The sequence below is a fragment of the Mesorhizobium sp. P5_C1 genome (assembly GCF_054049815.1).
Genome location: NZ_JBFULQ010000033.1, coordinates 1 through 22846, shown reverse-complemented (window position 1 = coordinate 22846; position 22846 = coordinate 1). Strand labels below are relative to the sequence as shown.

Here is a 22846-nt window from a genome sequence, read left to right as displayed (position 1 = left end):
AGCTCATACTGGCCGTCGCGCTTCGACAATTCGTATTCAGGCAGCCTGAAATTCTCCAGCCAGGCGAGGAATTCCGGCTCGAAGATCTGCTTGCGGCCGTAGAAATTGTTGCCGCCGAGCCAGATCATCTCCTTCTTGCTGAAGCGCAAGGTGCGGGCATGGTCGAGCTGTTCACGCAGTTCGCCCTCGTCGATCTCGTCGGCCAGCCGCACGGAGGTGGTGCGGTTGATCAGCGAGAAGGTCGTGTCGACCTTGGGGTACATGCCCCAGATCATCTGCAGCATCAAAAGCTTGTAGAAGTCCGTGTCGAGCAGGCTGCGCACGATCGGGTCGAGCTTCCAGGTGTGGTTGTAGACACGCCGCGCAATATCGGTCTTAGCCATGTTTCAACACCGCCTTCGCTGCCTGCTACCCACAACCGCGACAGGCCTCATAGCATCGAATTGGCCAAAACGCTGCCCGGTTTCAGGGCTGGCCCGACAAAAAGAAAACCCTGCATGCGGCCGGACACGATCGGCCGGCACCGCCGCCGCCAGCCGGTGTCAGCTCCCGGTTCTGCCGCCGATGACCCTGAGCGCCGGACGCTTGCGGCGGGTGACGACGCGGCCCGCCACCGGCGCATCGGCGCGGCCGTCATCCTGCGCCTTCTCGGCAAACAGCCAGTCGATGAAAAGCTGCACGATCGGCGTCGACTTCATCTCGTTGCGACAGACGACATAGAAGTCGTCGATTGCCGGCACTGACAGGCTGAACGGCGCCACCAGCATGCCCCTGGCCAGCAGCGAACTGGCCGTCACCGAATCGCCCAGCGCCACGCCATGGCCGTGGACCGCGGCTTCAACCGCCATGCGTGCATCGCCCAGATGATGACGGCGGCCGCGTTCCAGGTCCAGCGCATCGGCGGCCGCCAGCCAGGTGTGCCATTCGCGGCCGTCATCGCCATGCAGGAAGACATGGTCGGCGAGATCCCTGACGCTGCGGATCGGACGGTTGTTGATCAACGTCGGGCTCACCACGGGAAACAGTTCGAGCCCCGACCATTTGCGCATCCAGCAATCGGTCCAGCTGCCGTCGCCGTAGTGCACGCAGACATCGATCTGCGGCGCGCGGATATCCTTGGCGTCGTTGGAAGGGATCAACGTCAGCCTGATGTCAGGATATTGCGCCATGAAACTGCCGAGCCGCGGCGTCATCCACAGCAAGAGCAATGCGGGCACGCAGGAGACGGAGAGCGTGCCGCTGCTCGCCGGCCTTGTCATGCGCTGCGTGGCGGCGGCGATGCCGTCGAAGGCGCTCGAGACCGCCGGCAGCAGCTCGGCACCATGCGGCGTCAGTTTGACCCGCTGGCCGGCGCGCTCGAAAAGCTTGACGCCGAGCGACTGCTCGAGCGCCTTGATCTGGTGGCTGATGGCGCCATGCGTGACATTCAGCTCACTCGCCGCCTTGGTCAGCGAGCCATGGCGGGCCGTTGCCTCGAAGGCGCGCAGCGGATTCAGCGGTGGCAGGCGCTTGGCCATGGGCATCCATTGAAGCACGATCCCGAAAAATGGAGGCCGGTTTTCGGATGAGATCGTGCTCAGAGTTGATTGTGAGATTTTCTCACAGCCAACACCCTAACAATATCAATTGATTTTTCAATGCGGCTGCCAGACACTTTGGCCCGGAACAGCATCAAGACGTGAAATCTGCAGGCAGCCAGCGGGACAACGACCCGGCCGGATGACGGTCGCTTCGCCAAGGTCACCGGCGGCCGCACTGCATCAGGCGGGAGGAGCGGACATGGGTTACGATCGCGGTAAGCTCGACGCGTTGCGTCGCAAATATGGCGAGAGCCATGGCGGCGAAATGTTCGACCCGAAATTCCGGCGCGTCGCCGACAAGATCTTTTCCAAGTCCGGCACCCGGCTGGCGCCCTATTCCGGCATCCCCACGTTCCTCGCCGCCCCCTACCGCGAAATAGCGGCCGACAATCCGGATTTCGGCGACCTGCAGGTGGCGATGATCGGCGTGCCGATGGACCTCGGCGTCACCAACCGGCCGGGCTCGCGTTTCGGACCAAGGGCGCTGCGCGCCATCGAACGCATCGGCCCCTACAATCACGTGCTGGAATGCGCCCCGACGCATGAACTTCGGGTCGCCGACATCGGCGACACGCCGTTCCGCAGCCGCTACCGGCTCGAGATCAGCCATGAGGATATCGAGCGCCGCACCAACCAGATCGTCGATGCCGGCGTCATCCCGTTGTCGGTCGGCGGCGACCATTCGATCAGCCATCCGATCCTGAAGGCGGTCGGCAAGAAAGCCCCGGTCGGCCTGATCCACATCGACGCCCATTGCGACACCAGTGGCCTGTTCGACATGACCAAGTTCCACCACGGCGGACCGTTCCGCAACGCGGTGCTCGACGGCGTGCTCGATCCGACGCGCACGATCCAGATCGGCATTCGCGGCTCGGCCGAATACCTGTGGGAGTTCACCTACGAGTCCGGCATGACCGTCGTGCATGCCGAGGAGGTGACCGGTCTCGGCATCCCCGCCATCATCGAGAAGGCGCGCAAGATCGTCGGCGACGGGCCGACCTATGTCTCCTTCGACATCGACAGCGTCGATCCGGCCTTCGCGCCCGGCACCGGCACGCCGGAGGTCGGCGGCCTGACGACGCGCGAAGTGCTCGAACTGCTGCGCGGCCTGAAGGGCCTCAACATCGTCGGCGGCGACGTCGTCGAGGTGGCGCCGCAATACGACGCGACCACCAACACGGCGCACGCCGGTGCCCAGGTTCTGTTCGAAATCCTGAGCCTGATGGTGTTCAGCCCGGCGATCACAGGCAAGGGAGCCTGACGTTTAGAAGACGAAGGCGGCCGCCGCGCTGGAGCCGGCGGCCGACCCAGACAAACAAAGCTTCCAGAGGGGAATAAAAATGACGATCCGTATCACGCTCAAATCATCCATCGCCGCCATGCTGATGCTTGGCACCGCAAGCCTTGGCCTCGGCACGCAAGCCGCCAATGCCGACGCGCTGGCGGACATCACCAAGGCCGGCACCATCAATGTCGGCGTCTTCGCCGATTTTCCGCCCTTCTCCTCGGCCAGCGCCGACATGAGCCTCAAGGGCTATGACATGGATGTCGCGCAATACATTGCCGACACGCTCAAGGTGAAGCTCAATCCCGTCGCCGTCACCGGCCAGAACCGCATCCCGTACCTGAACGACCATCGCGTCGACCTCTTGATGAGCGTCGGCTATTCGAAGGAACGCGAGCAGGTGATCGACTTCGCCGCTGCCTACGCGCCCTACTACATCGCGGTGATCGGCCCGGCGGCGCTATCGGTCAAAGGCAAGGAAGACCTTGCCGACAAGTCGATCGCCGTCAACCGCGGCACGCTCGAGGACACCTCGCTCACCGAGGCAGCACCGGCGTCGGCCGACATCAAGCGTTTCGACAACTACAATTCGGTGATCCAGGCCTTCATTTCCGGCCAGACGCAGCTGATGGTCGTCGGCAACGATGTCGGCGCGCAGGTGCTGGCCAAGCAGGACGCGCTGAAGCCGGAGCAGAAGTTCCAGCTTCTGACCTCGCCTTCGCACATCGGTCTCAACAAGAACGAAGACAGCTTGAAGAAGGCGGTCAACGACGCCATCGCCAAGATGCTGGCGGACGGCAAGCTGGACGCAAGCTCGCAGGCCTGGCTGAAGACGCCGCTCAACCCCGACAACCTCAAGGATTGAGGTCCGGTGGCCTTTGCCTGGCTTCCAGGGGCTGCGGGTGACATCGCGCGCGGAGCGGTCACGACGATCCTGTTGATCGCCGTGACCACGCTGGCGGGGACGTTCCTCAGTATCCTGGGTGCCGCGGGACGGCGAAACGGCCCCGTGCTGCTCAAGCGGGCGATTGCCGCCTATGTCGAGGTGATGCGCAACACGCCGTTCCTGGTGCAGCTGTTCTTCATCTTCTTCGGGCTGCCCAGTCTCGGTATCAGGCTCGATCCGGTGCTGGCCGCCATCCTGGCGATGACGCTCAACATGGCGGCCTATACGATCGAGATTGTCGGCGCCGGACTTGACGCCGTGCCGCCCGGACAGACCGAAGCAGCCCTTGCGCTGGGCTTGAGGCCACGCCAGGTGTTCATCAAGATCGTGCTGCCACAGGCGCTCAAGGTGATCTATCCGGCGCTGACCAGCCAGATCGTCATCATGATGCTGGAGTCCGCCGTGGTGTCGCAGATCGCGGTGCGCGAGCTTACCTACGAGGCCGACATGCTGCAGGCACGCACGTTCCGGTCCTTCGAGACCTATCTTGTCGTGACGCTGGTTTATCTCGTCCTGTCGATGGCCTTGCGCCGGCTGTTGGTCACGGGCGGACGCCGCGTCCTGGGGGCTGGCGTGTCATGATCGAATTCACCTTCTGGGACATCGTGCGCAACCTTTTGCTCGCCGCCCGCTGGACGGTGCTGCTGTCACTGGCCGCCTTCGTGGGCGGCGGCGTTGTCGGCATGGTCGTGCTGTTCTTCAGGATCGCCAAGAACAAATGGAGCCGGCGCATTGCCTCCGGCTATATAGCGCTGTTCCAGGGGACGCCGCTGTTGATGCAGCTGTTCCTGATGTTCTTCGGTCTGCCGATGCTAGGCCTGCGCATCGAGCCGTGGACGGCGGCGGTGCTCGGCCTGACCTTTTTTGCCAGTGCCTATCTGGCCGAGATCTGGCGCAGCGGCGTCGACGCGCTGCCGCGTGGCCAGTGGGATGCCGGCGCCAGCCTTGGCCTGCACTATCTGCAGGAGCTGAGGCTGATCATCCTGCCGCAGGCGTTTTCGATCACCCGCGCGCCGACGGTCGGGTTTCTGGTGCAGCTCATCAAGTCGACGGCGCTCACCTCGATCATCGGCTTCGAGGAGCTGGTGCGGACCTCCAACGCCATCAACAATGCGACCTTCGAACCCTTCAAGGTCTACGGGCTGGTGGCGCTGATCTTTTTCGTCATGTGTTTTCCACTGACGCAATACGCGCGTTCGCTCGAACGACGCGCCGCCCACTGAGCCGCAAGAAGACGGCGGGCAACGGATTCAAGGGAACCAGCCGGAGATCCGGCACAAACAGAGGAGAGACCAGATGAACAGATTGATCGCAACACAAGTCAGCCGGCGCAGCGTGCTTGGCGCTGGCCTGGCGACGGCCGGCGTGCTCGCCATGCCGTCGATCCTGCGGGCGCAGGACAAGTCGCTCAAGGTCGGCGTCTATGGCGGCTACTTCAAGAAATCCTTCGACGAGCACGTCTTCCCCGACTTCACCAAGGCCACCGGCATCGCGGTAGAATCGGTTGCCGAGCCGACCGGCGAGGCGTGGCTGGTGCAGCTCGAACAGGCGGCCAAGGCGGGCCAGGCGCCGGCCGATCTTTCGATGATGTCGCAGACCTCGACGCTCAAGGGCCAGTCGACCGAACTGTGGACGCCGCTCGACACCTCGAAGTTCAAGCATTACGGCGACCTGTTGCCGCGCTTCATCAACAAATATCCGGATGGCCGCGTTGCCGGCATCGGTGCGGTGGCCTGGTGGATCACGCTGGTCTCCAACACCGATGTCTACAAGGAGGCGCCGACCTCCTGGGCGGCATTCTGGGACAAGGCGAACGAGGACAAGCTCGGCCTGCTGGCGCTCGCCTCCAACTCGTTCCTGCTCGAAGTGACGGCCAAGACCTTCATGGGCGGCACCAATGCCCTCGACACCGAGGAAGGGTTGAACAAGGCGTTCGAGAAGCTCGCCGAGGTCAAGCCGAATGTGCGCCTCTGGTATCGCGACGAAGCGCAGTTCGAGCAGGCGCTGAAGTCGGGCGAAATCCCGATGGGCCAGTATTATCACGACGTCACCGGCCTCGCGATCGCCGACGGCTTCCATGTCCGCACCACCTTCCCGAAGGAGGGCGGCATCCAGGACTCCGGCAATTGGGTGCTGTCGCGCGCTTCGACCAAGGTCGACGAGGCGCATGCCTTCATCGACTATATGAGCCAGCCGTCGATGCAGGGCGTGATGTCGCGCAAGGTCGGCACCACGCCGACGCTGAAGAAGGAGGTGCTCGACCTGACGCCGGCCGAGTTCGCATCGGTGTCGTCGGATATCGAGCCGATCATTCCGCGCTACGACCTCTATACGTCCAAGGCCGACTGGATCAACCAGAAGTGGACCGAGCTGATCGTCGGCTAAGCCGAAAACAGCTCGCCCGACATCGAAGCGCTCCTCATGACGGGTCGCTTCGCGAACCACCTCTCCCATTGCGATGGGAGAGGATATGCTACGCGCCGAAATCGCGGCGCCTCTCCTCTTGCGGCCGAGGAGAGGCCGCCGCGAAAACGAGGCGGCGAGGAACCATCCCATATCCTCCGGTTAACAGGATCAGCCATGTCCGGACTTGATATCAACGCCATCACCAAGGCCTTCGGCAATTTCATCGCGGTCGACAATGTTCGGCTCAACGTGCCGCACGGCACCTTCGTCTGCCTGCTTGGACCATCCGGCTGCGGCAAGACCACGCTGCTGCGCATGATCGCCGGGCTGGAGGAGCCGACCAGCGGCGCCATCGTGCTCGACGGCGAGGACATCACGCCGCTGCCGACCCACAAGCGCAATCTCGGCATGGTGTTCCAGTCGCTGGCGCTGTTTCCGCATCTTTCGGTCGGCGACAACATCGCCTACGCGCTGCGCATCCGCGGCGCCTCGAAGGAAGAGCAGAAGAAGCGCGTCGACGAATTGCTGACGCTGATCCATCTGCCCGGCTTTGCCGACCGGCCGGTGGCGAAGCTTTCGGGCGGCCAGCGCCAGCGCGTGGCAATCGCCCGTGCGCTGGCACTGTCGCCAAAGCTGTTCCTGCTCGACGAGCCGCTTTCGGCGCTCGACGCCAAACTGCGCGAGGCCATGCAGGTGGAACTGCGCCAGTTGCAGCAACGGCTGGGCATCACCACCATCGTCGTCACTCACGACCAGCGCGAGGCGATGACCATGGCCGACCTGGTCGTGGTCATGGGCCACGGCAGGATCCTGCAGGCGGCACCGCCGATCGAGATCTACCGCAAGCCGGCCGACGCCTTCGTCGCCGATTTCATCGGCATCACCAACCTTCTGCCGGCCGAGGTCGACAGCGCCGGACGCACCACCATCCTCGGCACCGCCATTCCGGGCCTCGCCATGCCGGCCGGCGTCACCAAGGCCTCGGTGTCGATCCGTCCCGAAGACGTGCATCTGGGCGAACCCGGCGGCCGCGCCATCACCGGCCAGGTGACCTTCGTGCGCGATCTCGGCGGCACCATCGAAACCTTCGTCGAGGTTGGCAGCACCAGCATCATCGCGGTGGCGACGCCGCGCGAAAGGCCCAACGTCTCGGTCGGCGCCAAGGTCGGCGTCACGCTGCCGCCCGAGAGCTGCGTGGTGCTCGGCTCATGAGACGCGAAGCGCCGAAATCATTCGCCGACTATACGCCGCTGCTGTTTCCCGGGCTAATGCTCGTGGTGTTCTTCGTCGTGCCGTTTTCGACGATGATCGCGGTCAGCTTCTTCAAGCGCAATCCGGCCGGTTTCTACACGCCCGATTTCGTCATCGACAACTATGCGCGGTTCCTGACCACCTTCTTCGCCGGCGTGCTCGGCTTTTCGCTGATGCTGGCGGTGCTGGTCGCCGTCTGCTGCGTCTCGATCGCCTTTCCGTTCACCTATCTGCTGACCAAGCGCTCGCGCCGCGTGCAGACGCTGTGGCTGGTCGGGCTGTTGTCGGTGCTGTCGCTGTCGGAAGTCATCATCGGCTTTGCCTGGTCGACGCTGTTTTCGCAGACCGCCGGCATCACCAACCTCTTCGTCGCGCTCGGGCTGATGGACAAGCCGGTGGCGCTGCTGCCGACCTTCGGCGCGGTGCTGGCCGGCATGATCTACCAGGCGCTGCCCTACACCATACTGGTGCTCTATCCGGCCCTGGTCCGCCTCGACCCGACGCTGCTCGAGGCCGCCCGCACGCTTGGCGCCTCGCCGGTCAAAGCTTTCTTCAACGTCGTCACCCCGGCGCTGCGCAACACCATCGTGGCGACGCTGATCATGGTCTTCGTCTTCGCGCTCGGCTCCTACCTGCTGCCGCAGATCCTCGGCCGGCCACGCCACTGGACGCTGTCGGTGCTGATCACCGACCAGGCGATCTACCAGTCCAACATGCCGTTCGCAGCCGCCATGGCGGTCTTCCTGGTGCTGATCTCGCTGGCGCTGGTCGGGCTGACGCTGCTCGTCGGCCGCAGGGAGAACGCACTATGACCGCCACCTTCCTTCGCCGGCTCTATTTCACCATCGTGGCCCTGTTCCTGGCCGCGCCGCTGATCGTCGTCGCCGGCGTCTCGGTCAACGCGCGGCAGGAACTGACCTTCCCGCCGAAAGGCTTCTCGCTCGCCTGGTATGGTCAGATCTTCGCCGATCCGGAATGGCGGCTGGCGCTGATCCATTCGGTGACGCTCGCCGTCTGCTCGGCGGCGATCGCGGTCGCTATCGCGCTGCCGCTTGCCTGGTTCCTGTGGCGGCGCATCGCACCCTGGGCAAACATTTTTCAGGTGCTCGGGCTTGCGCCTTTCATCCTGCCGCCGGTCATCACCGCGCTCGGCTTCCTCACCTTCTGGGCGACGGTCGGGCTGTTCGGCCAGTTCTTCACCGCCATCATCAGCCACGCCATTTTCTTCGTCACGCTGCCGCTGGTGACGCTGTCGCTGGGTTTTGCGTCGATCGACCGCTCGCTGGTCGAGGCCGCCGCGACCATGGGTGCCGACGACCGCACGGTGCTGAAGACGGTGGTGCTGCCGCTGATCCTGCCCTACCTCGTCTCCGGCTACGCCTTCGCCTTCGTGCTGTCGCTCAACGAATACATCGTCGCCTACATGACGATCGGGTTCACCACCGAGACGCYGCCGATCAAGATCTTCAACGCGCTGCGCTACGGCTACACGCCGACCATGGCGTCGGTGTCGGTGTTCTTCGTCGCGGTGGCAGCCCTGGTGTTCGGGGCGATCGCCAAGTTCGGAGACATCCGCAGGCTGCTCGGCGCGATGTCCTCCGAGGGCAACTGACCGGACCTGTCGCTCGAAATGATCATTTTGTCTTCACTTTCGGGAGAACGGAGTTCTAATCTTAGCCGGTCCTGGATCGCGGAAGGGGATGCGACATGGTGGATTCTGATCGGATCGACAAGATGATCAAAGCGGTGCCCCCCGCCTTGGCGCTTCGAGCCGGGCTGGACCTTGGCATCTTCACCCGGCTCGGCGACAGCGCGCTGACTGCGGACAGCCTTGGGGCCGCGCTCAAAGTCGAGCCCAATCGCCTGTCGCGGCTCCTCTACGCACTCGCCAGCATTGGTTTCCTCGAAGTCGAGGATGGCCAATTTCGCAACGGAGCCGAAGCGTCGGCCTTCCTCGACGCGTCCAAGCCGACCTATCGCGTCGGCGATCATGCGCTCCTGCGCGAGCTCTGGGGAGCCGATCTGCTTACCGCAGAGTCGCTGCGACAGAACCGGCCGGCTGCGCTGCACGATTTTTCCGAAGCAGGGTCCGAGGAAGCGGCGGCCTTCAGCCGCATGCTCGCACCGGGGGCGGTGATTTTCGGCCGACTTCTGGCCCAGGAGATGGACCTCTCGGCGATCGGTTCGGTGATTGACATCGGTGGGGGCCCAGGGACCATTCTCGTCGGACTTCGCGAGCGGTGGCCGCAGATTGCGGCAACGCTGATGGAACTCCCAACGGTCGCAGCGGTCGCGCCGGATATCCTGTCGGAATATGGTGCCGAAGACGTGGTCGTCGAAGAAGGGGACATAACTGTCGCGCCATCGGTCGGTCGGCACGATCTGGCGATCCTGAAGGCCGTCGTCCAGGTCCTGCCGCCGGACCAGGCGCGCAGTTCGATCCTGAACGCGGCGCGTTGCCTCACACCGGGCGGCGAGATCGCAATTGCGGGGTGGGGTGTCGTCGATGACGACCGCCTCGGCCCGCGTGAGGGTGTCTTTCTGAATCTCACCTTCCTGAACCTCTATCGCAACGGCGAATCGTACACTGAAGGTCAGTATCGGGCGTGGATGACGGAGGCTGGATTCCGCGATATCTCAAGGTCGCGCCTGACGGACGGCTGCACCTTGTTTCGTGCGCGCCTTGCGGGCTGATTGTTGCCGGATGCCTGGTTTCGGACGCGTGGGCAGGCGCCCATGAGCACACGGCAGTATGCCCGGCCGTTGCATCGGCGCCGCCTCACGTCGAAAATGCCCCCATGGAAGCTGTCCGATTTCCCAGGCTCTCGACACCAAGGCTCGTGCTTCGGGCGCCGAGCGAACGGGATATCCCGGCATGGTTTGCGCGCGCGACGGATGTCGAATCCGCCTCCCTTGCCGGCGATCCCGTTCCCGACGACAAAAGCGCAGGCGAACGATGGCTCGCCCGTTCGCGTCAGCGGTTCGCTGACGGCAAGGCGATCAAGTGGTCCATAGACCAGGCAGGGGTATCGAACGCGATCGGGACGATAACCCTGTCCTTCGGCGCAACCGACGCCAAGGCAGCGGCATTGGGATTTGTGCTGGCGCGTGCGCATTGGGGGCACGGATTGGGCAGCGAGGCAGCGCGCGAAGTCCTCCGCTACGCCTTTGAAACTCTGGCGCTTGAACGGGTAACGGCCGAGGCGGCGGCGCGCAATTTCGCGTCGCTGCGGATATTGGCGAAGCTCGGCTTCAAACATATCGAGAGCTTCATCGATGAGTCCGACGGCGAGCGCTGCGAGCGTTTTGCGCTCGACGGAGACATCGGATCGTCACTGTTGGCGAGCAACGCGATGCCGGACTGCTAATGCATTCGTCGCCTCGGTGCCAAAGTCGGCTCATGGCGCTTAACGTCGTTTCGCAGGCCGTCGTTTGACGAGCCACGATGTTAGGCCTTGGCTCAATGCCCAAACACCAATGGCGGCGCCAGGCGGTCCCGCCGCAGCCAGCGCGCCAGCAGCAGCGCCGCCACCACGGCCAGCCCCGACGACAGGCCGATCCAGATGCCGACGCCATGGAGGCCGAAATGGAAGGCGAGCAGCACGCCGAGCGGCAGGCCGATGCCCCAATAGCCGATCGCGGCGTAGATCATCGGCACCTTGGTGTCATGCAGGCCGCGCAGCATGCCGGCGGCAACTGCCTGCGCGCCGTCGAAGATCTGGAACAGCGCTGCAAAGACCAGGAACGACACGGCAAGCGCGATCACCCTGGCATTGGCCGGGTTGGCGAGATCGATGAAGGCGCTGATCAGCAGATGCGGCCACAGGATCATCACCAGCCCCATCAGCGCCATGAACGAAACGCCGATGACAAAGGCCGTCCAGCCGGCGCGGGAAACCCCTTCCGGATTGCCGGCGCCATGCGCCAGGCCAACGCGCACCGTCACCGCCTGGTTGAGGCCGAGCGGCACCATGAAGCTGATCGAGGCGATCTGGATGGCGATTGCGTGCGCGGCTAATGAATCGGCGTCGATCAGGCCCATCAGCAGCGCCGCGGCGTTGAAGATGGTCACCTCGAAGGCCAGGATACCGGCAATCGGCATGCCGAGCCGCAACAGCCCCTTGAAGCGCGGCCAGTCGGACCGCCAGAAGCGCCCGAACAGACGGTAGCGCCGGAACTTCTTCTCCAGCATCACCACCACTGCCATGCCGATGAACATAAGCGTGCTGGACAGCGTGGTCGCAAGCCCTGAGCCGGCAATGCCCATCGATGGCACGCCGAGATTGCCGAACATGAACACCCAGTTGAAGAGGGCGTTGCAGGCGACGGCGACGAAGACGATGATCAGCGCCCAGCCCGGCCGCTCCAGCGCCGAGATGAACGAGCGCAGCACGATATAGCCGTAGAAAGGCAGCACCGCCCATTCGAGCCAGCGCAGATAGATGCCGGCCTGATGCGCCAGCGCGGGTTCCTGGCCCATTGCCAGCAGAATGGCCTCGCCGTGCCAAAGCACCAGCCAGATCGGGATCGAGATCAGGATCGCCAGCCACAGGCCCTGGCGCACCGTGCGGCGCAGGTCGCGCACCGAATGGCGGCGGCGGCCAAGCTCGGTGGCAATCATCGGCGACGTCGCCAGCATCAGGCCGAGCCCGAAGATCAGCGGCATGAAATAGAGGTTGGCGCCAAGCGCGCCGCTGGCCAGCGTGTCCGCCCCCAGGCGACCCATCATCATGACGTCGGTGGCCGTCATGGCGGTCTGGCCGAGATTGGTCAGCACCATCGGCCAGGCGAGCGCCAGCGTCGCCCTGATTTCCTGACGCCAAAGATTTTCCGGCGCGTGAGCGCCGGCTTCGATCGCAGACATTGTTCCGCTCTTTCCAGGTACGGCGCGTCGGCAAGGAGCCGGAAGCCGCATTTCAAACGGCAAAACCTTCGGTTTCGCAGCGTTTGCGTCAGCTTTTGGACGAAACGCGACATGAAGGCAAGAGAGGAGGGGCCGGAACAGATTGAGCCAGCGGAACGCCCGGACCGATTGTTGCGTGCCGCCGAAGCGCATTTCACACGCCGGCAACGGGCTGCTACGGATTGCCTGGACGACGAGGTGCGACGACAGATCCCGGATTTTCCAGGAGGCAGGATGCAGTTCAGGCGCAGAAAAAACACGGCTGCTATCCCGCGGACGGCGCCGTCCTTCGAGCACATCGTCACCGAAGCGAGCGACAGTTTCCTGTGGCGGCTCGACGACTACCCATGGGAACGCAACGTCTGGAACTTCCATCCGGAGTACGAGATCCACCTGCTGCGAAAATCCTCCGGCGTGGTGCTGGTCGGCGATCACATCGGCGAGTTCGGGCCAGGCTATCTCACCATCGTCGGTGGTGGACTGCCACACGACTGGGTCACCGCCACGCAGCCGGGCGAACTGATCGAAGGCCGCGACATCGTCCTGCAATTCGATGCGCAGAGGCTGCGCGGGTCGGTGGGCCTGCTGCCGGAACTGCGCGAACTGGAACCGTTCCTGGAGCGATCGCTGCGCGGGATGGTCTTTCACGGCCAGACGGCACGCGAAGGCGCCGAACTGATGGAGCGGATGGGCGAGGTTAGCGGGCTAAGCAGGTTCTGCCTTTTCCTGTGCCTGGTCGATCTTCTCGCCCGGACCGACGAATACGAATTGTTGTCGTCACCGGATTTCTCGCCGGTTCTCGATGCCGCCTCGCTGGACATCATCCAGCGCACGCTGACCTATCTGTTCCAGCATTTCGCCGAAGATCTGAAGCTGCCGGAAGTGGCGGAACTCGCCGGAATGACCGAGAGCACATTCTCGCGCTTCTTCCAGAAAAACACCGGCAACAGTTTCAGCGACCACCTTGCCAAGCTCAGGCTCTGGCAGGCTTGCAAGCTTTTGGCGGACACCGACATCGCGATCACCGACATCTGCTTCCAGGTCGGCTACATGAACATCTCGAACTTCAACCGCGCCTTCATGCGCAAGCATCGGATGACGCCGTCGTCCTATCGGCGGCTGTCGCGGCAGCGGCTGACGATGCGCGCATAAGCGGTTCCTGAAAATCCTACCCCGGCCTCGATCGATACTCATGTGACGGGCTCCCCAAGCGGACGCCAGTTTTTGCGCTGCACAATGCATAAAAGTACAGGTCCGTTGCAACGGGGCTTCTAGCGTGGCCCGCCGCAACTCCGCATTTTGGCGATGGGTGGCATGTCGTTCGGGCGATGGTGAGGATCGCGTGACCCGAGGACTTGCGCGTCCTGCGAAGTGTTCCTGGAGGAGAAAAGATCAATGAAACCAGTTAGGCTCGCTGCCAGCCTTGGCGCAGCTTTTATGCTTTCCACTGCCGTTTCCACCATTGCCCTGGCGCAGGCGCCGGTCTGCTCGGCGCCGGTCAAGGTGCTGGCGCAGCCGCGCGACGGCCTGACGCTTCTGGAGGACTCCAAGGACGAGTTCCAGAAGCTTGCCGGCGCCGGCTTCCAGATCGACTATTTGAACGAGAACGACCGCCGGGCGAAATCGCGCGCCGATGCGTCCACCGTCGGCAACTACAACGTCTACTATGTCGACGAGGCCAACGTCGCCCTGTTTGCGTCGTCGAAATGGATCGTGCCGCTCACCGATTACTATCCGGCGGACTATGACTACGCCGATTTCGACCCGGGCCGGCAGAAGGTCGCGACCTATGACGGCAAGGTCTGGTTTGCGCCACTGACCGGCGGTGGCGACCTGATGGTCTACCGCAAGGATGTCCTTGAGGCGGCCGGAATCCAGCCACCGAAGACGCTGGACGAGCTGATCGCCGACGTGCCGAAGCTGACCAATCCGGACAAGGGCATGTATGGCATCGCCTTGCGCGGCGCGCGCGGTTCGGGCGCCAATGTCTGGCGCTGGATGCCCTTCTTCAAGGCCTATGGCGGCCAGTGGTTCGACGGCAACAAGCCTGTCTTCAATTCGGACGCCGCCGTCAAGGCGACCGAGACCTATCTGAAGCTGTTCAAGGATTCGGCGCCCGGCACGCAGACCGGCAGCTGGGATGAATCGACCGGTGCGTTCCTGTCGGGCCAGGTGGCGATCCTCGTCGAATCGACACCGCTGTCGGGCATGTCGGTCGATCCCAAGACCTCGCAGGTGGTCGGCAAGATCGGCTTCCTGCCGCCGCCGGCGCCGCTCACCGGTGGTGGCTACGGCCATGGCCTCGCCATTGCGGCGAAGGCCAATGCCGACGACGCTTCGAAGAAATGCGCCGGCCTGTTCATCGCCTGGGCGACGTCGAAGGAGAACGAGAAGCGCCGGCTCGACGCCCACCAGTTCGGCGAGCTGAACCGCACCAGCATCCTGTCCAGCAAGGAATTCGCTGATATCTACGGCGCCGACCTTGGCCAGGCTCTGGCCGAGACGGGCAAGGTCACGGCGGTCAACTTCTGGCAGGATCCGCGCTGGCCGGACCTCGGCGACCGCTGGGGCATCATCCTCGAGGAACTGGTCACCGGCACCCGCACCGACATCAAGGGCGGCCTCAACGAACTTGAAGCCTACGCCAACGAATTGGCGAAGAAGTAGCAGCCTCCCTCTGGCGGCGCACGGCCCACGGCATTCGGTCGAATGCCGGGACCTGTGCGTCGCGGGAAGGCCTGCTCTGGCGCCGCCTGAAGCATCTCCACGCGAGGATCCAGCCATGTTCGAATACAGCGAGGCCTGACCAATGCCTCGACGCTCATCCTTGCCGGTCGCCTTCCTCGTGCCGACGCTCGTCATCCTTTTGATCCTGTCGATGGTACCGACGCTCTACGCGATCGTCATCGCCCTGCAGAACCGCGAGCTGAGTTCCACGACCTATTCCTATGTCTGGCTTTCGAATTTCTACGACCTGTTCTTCGACCGCCGCTTTCTCAACGCCGTCTGGGTGTCGGTGAAGTGGGAGATCGTCAMCGTTGCGGCGACGATGGCCGTGGCCATCGGACTGGGGGTGCTGATGTTCGAGGTCGCGTCGCCGCGCCTGCGCAACATCTACTGCCTGCTGTTCATCATTCCGGTTTTGCTGCCGCGCGTCTCGGCGGCCTTCGTCTGGAAGTTCGCCTACCACCCGCTCTACGGCATCGCCACCTACCCCTATCGGCTGCTGACCGGCGGGCTGATCTTCGACCCGCTGTCCAAGCCGTCGACGGCGCTGTTCGCCGTCGCCTCGGTCGATGTCTGGCAATGGGGCCTGTTCTTCGCCGTCATCGTGCTGAAGCTGTTGGAAACGCTGCCGCCGCAGCCGATCGAGGCGGCGCGGCTCGACCACGCCAGGCGCTGGCAGATCCACGCCTATGTCACCTTGCCCATGCTGAAGGCGCCGCTGGTCAGCCTGATGTTCGTCAAGATGATCGAATCGCTGCGTTCCTTCGACCTGATCTATGTGATGACCCGCGGCGGGCCTGGCGTCGCGACCGAGACGCTCGACATGTATGCGTTTTCGCAAGGCTTCATCGAGTCGGGCAAGGTGTCCTACGCCTCGGCGATGGCCGTGCTGATGATGATTGCCACCGTCATCACTTTCACCATGCTGTGGAAGCGGGTGCAGGCATGAGGCCGGGCCGCCTGATCGGCAAGACCGTCCTGGCATTCGCCGGCTTCATGGCCGTGTTTCCGCTGCTTTGGACGGCGCTCAATTCGCTGAAGAACAATGTCGACATCATCACCCGCGTACCGCGCCTGGTGTTCACGCCGACACTTGCCAACATCAGCTATATCATCGGCCGCGACAGCGTCATGACCGGCCTCTACAACTCGGTCATCGCCTGTGGCGTCGCGGTGCTGATCGGCGTGGTGCTCGGCCTGCCGGCCGCCTATGCGGTGGCGCGCTATCCCAACCGCTGGGCCGGCGACATCCAGTTCTTCGTGCTGTCGCTGCGCTTCCTGCCGCCGGTGGCGGTGGCCATACCGCTGATGGTGATCTGGCTGCAGCTAGGGCTCTATGACACGCTGGCGGCACTGATTGTCACCTATTCGCTGCTCACCATCTCGGTGATCATGTGGCTGGCCATTCCCGCCTTCCAGAGCGTGCCGAAGGAGGTCGAGGAAGCCGCCTTCGTCGACGGCTACGGCGCCTTTTCGGTGTTCTGGCGGATCGCGCTGCCAGTCGCGGCGCGGTCGCTGATCGGTGCGGTCACCTTCAGCTTCGTGCTGGTCTGGAACGAGTTCCTGATCGCGCTGATGCTGTCCAGCTCGAACGCCAAGACCTTGCCGATCGTCGCATCCGAGTTGTCCCAGCAAGGCATGAACGTGCCGTGGGGAATCCTCAACGCCTCGGTCGTGCTTCTGTCGCTGCCGCCGCTGCTGTTCCTCGGCGTGCTCAGCGGCTTCCTGAATTCCGTTTTCCAGCAAAAAAAGACTTGAAGCGAGGACGACACGATGCGGGCATTGGTGCTTGAGAAGAAGGGCGAACTGGCGCTGCGCGAGATCGCGTTGCCGCTCGACGTCGGGCCGGACGACGTCAGGATCGCCATCCACACGGTCGGTGTCTGCGGCAGCGACGTGCACTATTACACCCATGGCGCCATCGGCAGTTACGTCGTGCGCGCGCCGATGGTGCTCGGCCATGAAGCGTCCGGAACGATCACCGAAATCGGCGCCAATGTCAGGACGCTGAAGGTCGGCGACCGCGTCTGCATGGAGCCCGGCGTGCCGAACCTGTCCTCACGCGCGACAAAACTCGGCATCTACAATGTCGACCCGGATGTCAGCTTCTGGGCGACGCCGCCGGTTCACGGCATTCTTGCGCCTCAAGCCGTTCATCCCGCCGCGTTCACTTACAGGCTGCCGGACAATGTCTCCTTCGCCGAAGGGGCGATGGTCGAACCCTTTGCCATCGGCATGCAGGCCGCCGCCCGCGCCCGCATCGTTCCCGGCGACGTCGCGGTTGTCGTCGGCTGCGGCCCGATCGGCATCATGATTTCGCTCGCTGCCCTTGCCGGCGGCTGCTCGAAGGTGCTGATTTCCGACTTCTCCGCCCCCAAGCTCGAAATTGCGGCGCGTTATGCGGGCATCGTGCCGGTCAATATCGGCGAGCAGTCACTGGTCGATGCGGTTGCGGCGGTCACCGACAATTGGGGGGCGGACATCGTCTTCGAGGCCAGCGGCAGCCCGAAGGCGTTCGCCAATCTGTTCGATGTCGTGCGTCCCGGCGGCGCGGTGGTCCTTGTCGGGCTGCCGGTGGAGCCGGTGGCACTCAACGTGCCGGCGGCCATATCGAAGGAAGTGCGGATCGAGACGGTGTTCCGCTACGCCAACATCTTCGACCGTGCCCTGCAACTGATCGCATCCGGCAAGGTCGACCTCAATCCGCTGATCACCGGTACATACCCTTTCAGCGAGAGCATCGAGGCTTTCGAGCGCGCGGCGGCGGCGCATCCGGAAGACGTCAAGCTGCAGATCCTGATTTCCGACGAGAAGACCTGACCATGTCCGCGATTACCTGCTCCCATGTCGAGAAATCCTATGGCGCCACGACCGTCATCCGCGACCTCAATCTGAGCATCGAGGAACACGAATTCGTCGTCTTCTTGGGGCCTTCCGGCTGCGGCAAGTCGACCTTGCTGCGCATGCTGGCGGGGCTGGAGGATATCAGCGGCGGCGAGGTCTCGATCGGCGGCAAGGTGGTCAATGACCTCGACCCGGGCGATCGCGGCATTGCCATGGTGTTCCAGAACTATGCGCTCTACCCGCATATGACGATCTTCGACAACATCGCCTTCGGCCTGAAGCGCCAGAAGGTGCCGATGGCTGAAATACAACAGCGCGTCGAAGCGGTTTCGAAGACGCTGGGCCTGGACCCTTATCTCGGCCGCAAGCCGTCCGCACTGTCCGGCGGCCAGCAGCAGCGCGTGGCGATTGCCCGCGCCATGATCAAGACGCCGAAGGTCTTCCTGTTCGACGAGCCGCTGTCCAATCTGGATGCCAAGCTTCGCAACCACATGCGCGTCGAGATCGCCCGGCTGCACCAGTCGTTGAAGACGACCACCGTCTACGTCACCCACGACCAGTTGGAGGCGATGACGCTCGCGGACCGCATCGTGCTGCTGCGCGATGGCAGGATCGAGCAGATCGGCTCGCCGGCGGAAATCTACGAGCGGCCAGGCAATCTGTTCGTCGCCGGGTTCATTGGAACGCCGAACATGAATTTCATCGACGTCACGGTCGGACGAAAGGAAGACCGCTGGACGCTGACGAGTGCCGGATCGATCTTTTCCATCGAAGGCTCCCGCTTCGATCTGCAAGGCGTCCAGCGCGCAGTGCTTGGCATCAGGCCTCCGGACCTGAAGACCGCCGGCCCTGAAGCCGGCAACCTTCTGGAAGGCACGGCCGACCTCATCGAGTTTCATGGCAACGACGCACTGGTGATCTTCGGTTCCGGCGGCAAGGAAATCAGCGCGCTGGTGCCGACCCGCGAATGCCCGGCCGTCAACAGCAATGTCCGCTACACCGTTGACGAAACGAGCCTTCATCTGTTCGATGCCGAGTCCGGCGCGTCCCTGCTGAGCCAATAGAGCATGATGCCGGAAAGTGTGAAGCGGTTTCGGACGACATGATGCTCCATCTCTTTGATTTAGAGACGTGCGCTACCGTATCGCGTCCAGCATCTGCCGCTGCCGGTGCATCTCCAGGAAAATCCTGTAATCGCGGTCGAAACGCCCGGCCGATTTCGGGTTCGACGCACGCGTCCTGCCGCCCTGCTGCATGGCAAGGCAGGCGGCGTTGAGGTCCGGGAAAATCCCGGCCGCGGTGGCGGCGACCATGCCGGTGCCGAGCAGCACCGCTTCGTCGGCCAGCGGCTCGACCACCGTGCAGCCGGTGGCGTCGGCATAGAGCTCCATCAAGAGCGGGTTCTTGGTGTGGCCGCCGGTGACATGCAGCGTGTCGATCAGGTAGCCGTTTTCGTTCAACGCCTCCAGCACATGCCGCACGCCCAGCGCAATGCCGACAGCGGTGCGCCAGTAGAGCTTGCACAGGCTGTCGAAGGAGGAGTCCAGCGTCAGCCCGCTGACTACGCCGACGGCGTGCGGATCGGCGAGCGGCGAACGGTTGCCGTGGAAGTCCGGCAGCACATGCAGCCGTGCGGCGAGCGCCTCGCCTTCGGCTGCACGCAACTCGGCGACGCGCCTGGCGATCTTGGCATGCATGGCGGCGTCCGGCTCGCCGCCGGCGCCGTGCCAGCGGATGATATGGTCGAGCAGGGCGCCGGTGGCGGACTGCCCGCCCTCCGAGAGCCACAGCTTCGGCAGCGCCGCGCCGTAGTAGGGACCCCAGACCCCGGCGAAGGGTTGTGGATCGGGCGACATCGCCATGACGCAGCTCGAAGTGCCGGCGATCAGCGCCAGGTGCCGGCCGATGTCCTGTTCGTCGCCGGCAAACCCGCCGAGCACGCCAAGCGCACCGGCATAGGCATCGATGACGCCGGCGCCGACCCGGCATTTCTGCGTGAGGCCGAGATCCGCCGCCGCTTGCGCCGTCAGCGGCCCGATATCGGTGCCCACCGGACTGGCCCTCTCGGGCAGGTTCCCGTGCTCGAAAAGATCGTCGAGGCCGACGAGCTCGAAGAAATCGCGGCGCCAACCATTCTCCTCATGCGCCAGATAGGTCCATTTGGCGGTCAGCGTGCATTGCGAACGAGCCAGGGAGCCGGTCGCCTGCCAGGTCAGGAAGTCGGTCAGGTCGAATAGGTAGCCGGCTTCATTCCAGATCTTCGGCAGGTGCCGTTTCAGCCACATCAGCTTCGGTGTCGCCATTTCCGGCGACATGACGCCGCCGACATAGTCGAGCACGGCGTGGCCGCTGGCCGTGCATTCGTCGGCCTCGGCGATGGCGCGGTGGTCGAGCCAGACAATGGTGTCCCAACGCCTGTCGCCGGTGACCGAGACGCTGAGCTGGTCGCCTTGCCGGTCGCGCACCACCAGCGAACAGGTGGCGTCGAAGGAGATGCCGACGACATCCTCGACGGCGACGCCGGCTTTCTCGCGCGCGGCACGCACGGCGATGCAGACGGCCGACCAGATATCGCGCGAATCATGCTCGGCGTGATCGGGCTTCGGCTGGTTCATGGCGATCGGCCGTTCGGCCCGGCCGAGCAAGGTGCCGCTGGTGTCGAGAATGCCCGCGCGAGCGCTCCCGGTGCCGACATCGACCGCGCAAACGAACTGTTTCAAGATGCTCTTACTCTCGCTCCCAGGCCTGCAATCAGATCGGGCAATTGCAGCATGTCAGCGAATATAAAGTCCGGTTCACTCGACGCAAGCCGCGCTTGCAAGCTCGGGTTGCCGGCATGCGAGCCGCCGGTGAAGGCGAAGACGCGCATGCCCGCCGCCCGCGCCGCAGCGATGCCGGCCGGGCTGTCCTCGACGACGAGGCATTTGCGCGGATGGGCCCGCATGCTGGCGGCGGCATGGAGGAACAGATCCGGCGCCGGCTTTCCCATGGTCACCATAGCGGCGCTGAACAGATGCGGCTCCATCAGCCCGAGCAACCCGGTGACGTCGAGCGCGTAGCGGATGCGGTCGAGCGTGCCCGAGGACGCGACACAGAAGGGCAGCCCGAGCCTCGGCAGTATCTCCTTAACACCAGGGATCGGCTTCAGCTCCTCGCGAAACCTGCGCATCAATTCGACGCGCATGTCGGTGAGCTGGCTGTCGGTGATCTCAAGCCCGAACTCGCGGCCGAGGATCTCGCGCACGCTTTTCATGCTCTTGCCGAGGAAATGCTCGTAGGCGACATCCTCGCCGATGCTGCCGCCGGCAAGCCGGATCATGCCAAGCAGCGCAGAGACTGAGAGCGCCTCGCTGTCGACGAGCACCCCATCGCAGTCGAAGATGACCAGTTCAGGCGTCATGGCGCCGAATGGTCTCAGAGCGCGCCGGCGAGGTAACGCGTCAGCGTCGCGCGTGTGCCGTTCGCCCACAGCACGTTGAGCGCATGGGCAAAGGCCTCGACAAACGCCGTGGCGTGGCCGACATCGCCGTAGATGTCCTCCATGGCAAGCCAGGCGGCGGGCGCGTCCTTTGCCGCCTTTGCCGTCGCCTGCAGCCGGTTCCAGCTCGGGTCGTTGGCCTCGATGACGGCGCCGCTGTCCGTCGTGCCGAAGCAGTAGCGGCACCACAGGGCCGATTCCAGCGCCAGGCCGGCGACGCCTTTGCCGGCCTTCAGCCGGTCGGCAATGGTCGGGATGATGAATTTGGGCTGGCGGTTGGAGCCGTCGAGGCAGAGCCGGCGCACCGTGTCGCCGATCTTCGGATTGGAAAAGCGGCTCTCGATGAGTTGGTAATAGTCCTCCAGAACCGTGTCCGGTACCGGCGGCACGGTCGGAATGATCTCTTCCCGTTCGAGCTTGGCCAGAAAGCCGCTGACCAGTGGTTCCTGCATTGCCTCATGGACGAAATGGATGTCSAKCAGKCCGGCSGGRTAGGCGATCGYSGCRTGSCCGCCATTGAGGATGCGGATCTTCATCAGCTCGTAGGGCGCGACGTCCTTGACGAACTGTACGCCGACCTTTTCCAGCGGCGGCCGGCCGTCGGTGAAATGGTCTTCCAGCACCCATTGCCGGAACGGCTCGCAGAACACCGGCCAGTTGTCCTCCAGCCCGAACTCGCTGACCAGGATGCCGCGTTCGCGATCCGTGGTGGCCGGCGTGATGCGATCGACCATGCCATTGGGAAAGGCGACATGCTCGCTGACCCAGTTTGCCAGATCCTCGTCGATTAGCCGGGCAAGGCCGATGACGCCATCGGAGGTGACGTGGCCATTGTGGGGAATGTTGTCGCAGGACATGACGGTGAACGGCACGACGCCGTCATCGCGCCGGCGGACCAGCCCGGCGAGGATGATGCCGAACACCGTCTTCGGCGTGGCGCCCGGCTGCGCGTCGGCGACGATGTCGGGATGGGTCGGGTTGAAGACGCCGGAAGCCGGGTCGATGAAGTAGCCGCCTTCGGTGATAGTCAGCGAAACGATCTTGATCGCCGGGTCGGCGAGCCGTTCGATGATGCCCGCCGCATCGCCCGGCATCAGGAAGTCGATCATGACGCCGGTGACGCGGGCACTCATATGGCCGCTATCCTGTTCGACCACGGTGGTCAGCCAGTCCTGCTCCTCCAGTTTGCCGCGGCCGATCTTCTCGCCCTCGAACACGCCGGCGCCGACCAGCGCCCACTCATGGCCGATTCCCGAATTGAACAAATCGTCGAGATAGACGGCCTGATGCGAGCGGTGGAAATTGCCGACGCCGAAATGGACGATGCCGGGCTTGAGCGCCGCGCGGTCGTATTTGGGACCGGCAACCTTGGCGGGCAGCTTGGCGAGGTTGGAAGACGAGAGTTTCACGGTCATCTGTTTTACCC

At 63.9% G+C, this 22846-nt stretch carries 21 protein-coding genes and 1 pseudogene; 16 read left to right on the top strand and 6 right to left on the bottom strand.

Features of this window, described 5'->3' with window-relative positions:
• Positions 1 to 383, bottom strand: a pseudogene (locus ACXJ7R_RS04970) (nicotinate phosphoribosyltransferase); the annotation flags it as partial.
• A 159-nt stretch (positions 384 to 542) separates the two neighbouring features.
• Complete coding sequence (gene gcvA, locus ACXJ7R_RS04965; RefSeq protein ID WP_457150842.1) at positions 543 to 1517, bottom strand: transcriptional regulator GcvA; 975 nt, start codon at positions 1515 to 1517, stop codon at positions 543 to 545.
• Positions 1518 to 1779: 262 nt separating this feature from the next.
• Here gcvA and speB point away from each other — a divergent pair, with 262 nt between their 5' ends.
• The 10 genes from speB to ACXJ7R_RS04915 all read left to right on the top strand — a co-directional run bounded on the left by speB (position 1780) and on the right by ACXJ7R_RS04915 (position 10836).
• On the top strand, positions 1780 to 2841 hold the full coding sequence (gene speB / locus ACXJ7R_RS04960) for an agmatinase (protein ID WP_457150841.1): 1062 nt from the start codon (positions 1780 to 1782) through the stop codon (positions 2839 to 2841).
• Positions 2842 to 2920: 79 nt separating this feature from the next.
• The gene (locus ACXJ7R_RS04955) at positions 2921 to 3730 is read left to right on the top strand and encodes a transporter substrate-binding domain-containing protein (RefSeq protein WP_457150840.1); all 810 of its coding nucleotides are present in this window, start codon (positions 2921 to 2923) and stop codon (positions 3728 to 3730) included.
• Between the two features lie 6 nt (positions 3731 to 3736).
• Positions 3737 to 4393, top strand: coding sequence for an amino acid ABC transporter permease (locus tag ACXJ7R_RS04950; protein WP_457150839.1), 657 nt, complete (start codon positions 3737 to 3739; stop codon positions 4391 to 4393).
• The gene (locus ACXJ7R_RS04945) at positions 4390 to 5034 is read left to right on the top strand and encodes an amino acid ABC transporter permease (RefSeq protein WP_457150838.1); all 645 of its coding nucleotides are present in this window, start codon (positions 4390 to 4392) and stop codon (positions 5032 to 5034) included. The genes ACXJ7R_RS04950 and ACXJ7R_RS04945 overlap by 4 nt, the downstream gene beginning before the upstream one ends.
• A gap of 73 nt (positions 5035 to 5107) precedes the next feature.
• On the top strand, positions 5108 to 6196 hold the full coding sequence (locus ACXJ7R_RS04940) for an ABC transporter substrate-binding protein (RefSeq protein ID WP_457150837.1): 1089 nt from the start codon (positions 5108 to 5110) through the stop codon (positions 6194 to 6196).
• 195 nt (positions 6197 to 6391) lie between these two features.
• On the top strand, positions 6392 to 7429 hold the full coding sequence (locus ACXJ7R_RS04935; RefSeq protein WP_184873001.1) for an ABC transporter ATP-binding protein: 1038 nt from the start codon (positions 6392 to 6394) through the stop codon (positions 7427 to 7429).
• Positions 7426 to 8280, top strand: a complete 855-nt coding sequence (locus ACXJ7R_RS04930; protein WP_457150836.1) for an ABC transporter permease — start codon at positions 7426 to 7428, stop codon at positions 8278 to 8280. The genes ACXJ7R_RS04935 and ACXJ7R_RS04930 overlap by 4 nt, the downstream gene beginning before the upstream one ends.
• Positions 8277 to 9080, top strand: coding sequence for an ABC transporter permease (locus ACXJ7R_RS04925; RefSeq protein WP_457150835.1), 804 nt, complete (start codon positions 8277 to 8279; stop codon positions 9078 to 9080). Before ACXJ7R_RS04930 ends, ACXJ7R_RS04925 begins: the two co-directional genes overlap by 4 nt.
• Positions 9081 to 9175: 95 nt before the next feature.
• The gene (locus ACXJ7R_RS04920; protein ID WP_457150834.1) at positions 9176 to 10162 is read left to right on the top strand and encodes a methyltransferase; all 987 of its coding nucleotides are present in this window, start codon (positions 9176 to 9178) and stop codon (positions 10160 to 10162) included.
• 146 nt (positions 10163 to 10308) lie between these two features.
• Positions 10309 to 10836: a GNAT family N-acetyltransferase gene (locus ACXJ7R_RS04915; RefSeq protein ID WP_457150833.1), complete on the top strand. Its 528-nt coding sequence runs from the start codon at positions 10309 to 10311 to the stop codon at positions 10834 to 10836.
• 92 nt (positions 10837 to 10928) lie between these two features.
• On the opposite strand, the gene ACXJ7R_RS04910 is transcribed toward ACXJ7R_RS04915, so the two are convergent.
• Positions 10929 to 12332, bottom strand: a complete 1404-nt coding sequence (locus tag ACXJ7R_RS04910) for an MATE family efflux transporter (protein ID WP_457150832.1) — start codon at positions 12330 to 12332, stop codon at positions 10929 to 10931.
• Positions 12333 to 12605: 273 nt separating this feature from the next.
• On the opposite strand from ACXJ7R_RS04910, the gene ACXJ7R_RS04905 reads away from it, so the two are divergent.
• The 6 genes from ACXJ7R_RS04905 (at position 12606) to ACXJ7R_RS04880 (ending at position 19006) form a co-directional block, all read left to right on the top strand.
• Positions 12606 to 13523 (top strand): AraC family transcriptional regulator, encoded by a 918-nt coding sequence (locus tag ACXJ7R_RS04905; protein WP_457150831.1) that lies wholly within the window; start codon positions 12606 to 12608, stop codon positions 13521 to 13523.
• A gap of 243 nt (positions 13524 to 13766) precedes the next feature.
• Positions 13767 to 15038, top strand: a complete 1272-nt coding sequence (locus ACXJ7R_RS04900; RefSeq protein WP_457150830.1) for an ABC transporter substrate-binding protein — start codon at positions 13767 to 13769, stop codon at positions 15036 to 15038.
• A gap of 142 nt (positions 15039 to 15180) precedes the next feature.
• Positions 15181 to 16047, top strand: coding sequence for a carbohydrate ABC transporter permease (locus tag ACXJ7R_RS04895; protein ID WP_457150829.1), 867 nt, complete (start codon positions 15181 to 15183; stop codon positions 16045 to 16047).
• Positions 16044 to 16856 carry a carbohydrate ABC transporter permease gene (locus ACXJ7R_RS04890; RefSeq protein ID WP_457150828.1) on the top strand — a complete coding sequence of 271 codons (813 nt, stop codon included), beginning with the start codon at positions 16044 to 16046 and terminating at the stop codon, positions 16854 to 16856. Before ACXJ7R_RS04895 ends, ACXJ7R_RS04890 begins: the two co-directional genes overlap by 4 nt.
• 15 nt (positions 16857 to 16871) lie before the next feature.
• Complete coding sequence (locus ACXJ7R_RS04885; RefSeq protein WP_457150827.1) at positions 16872 to 17918, top strand: NAD(P)-dependent alcohol dehydrogenase; 1047 nt, start codon at positions 16872 to 16874, stop codon at positions 17916 to 17918.
• 2 nt (positions 17919 to 17920) lie between these two features.
• On the top strand, positions 17921 to 19006 hold the full coding sequence (locus tag ACXJ7R_RS04880) for an ABC transporter ATP-binding protein (protein ID WP_457150826.1): 1086 nt from the start codon (positions 17921 to 17923) through the stop codon (positions 19004 to 19006).
• A gap of 72 nt (positions 19007 to 19078) precedes the next feature.
• Here the strand turns inward: ACXJ7R_RS04880 and ACXJ7R_RS04875 are convergent, their stop codons facing one another.
• The 3 genes from ACXJ7R_RS04875 to ACXJ7R_RS04865 are packed head-to-tail and all read right to left on the bottom strand — an operon-like array spanning position 19079 to position 22835.
• Positions 19079 to 20665: an FGGY-family carbohydrate kinase gene (locus ACXJ7R_RS04875; protein ID WP_457150844.1), complete on the bottom strand. Its 1587-nt coding sequence runs from the start codon at positions 20663 to 20665 to the stop codon at positions 19079 to 19081.
• On the bottom strand, positions 20659 to 21342 hold the full coding sequence (locus ACXJ7R_RS04870) for an HAD family hydrolase (RefSeq protein WP_457150825.1): 684 nt from the start codon (positions 21340 to 21342) through the stop codon (positions 20659 to 20661). Before ACXJ7R_RS04870 ends, ACXJ7R_RS04875 begins: the two co-directional genes overlap by 7 nt.
• 14 nt (positions 21343 to 21356) lie before the next feature.
• A complete protein-coding gene (locus ACXJ7R_RS04865; protein ID WP_457150843.1) occupies positions 21357 to 22835 on the bottom strand; it encodes a mannitol dehydrogenase family protein in 1479 nt (492 codons plus the stop codon).
• Positions 22836 to 22846: the final 11 nt, after the last annotated feature.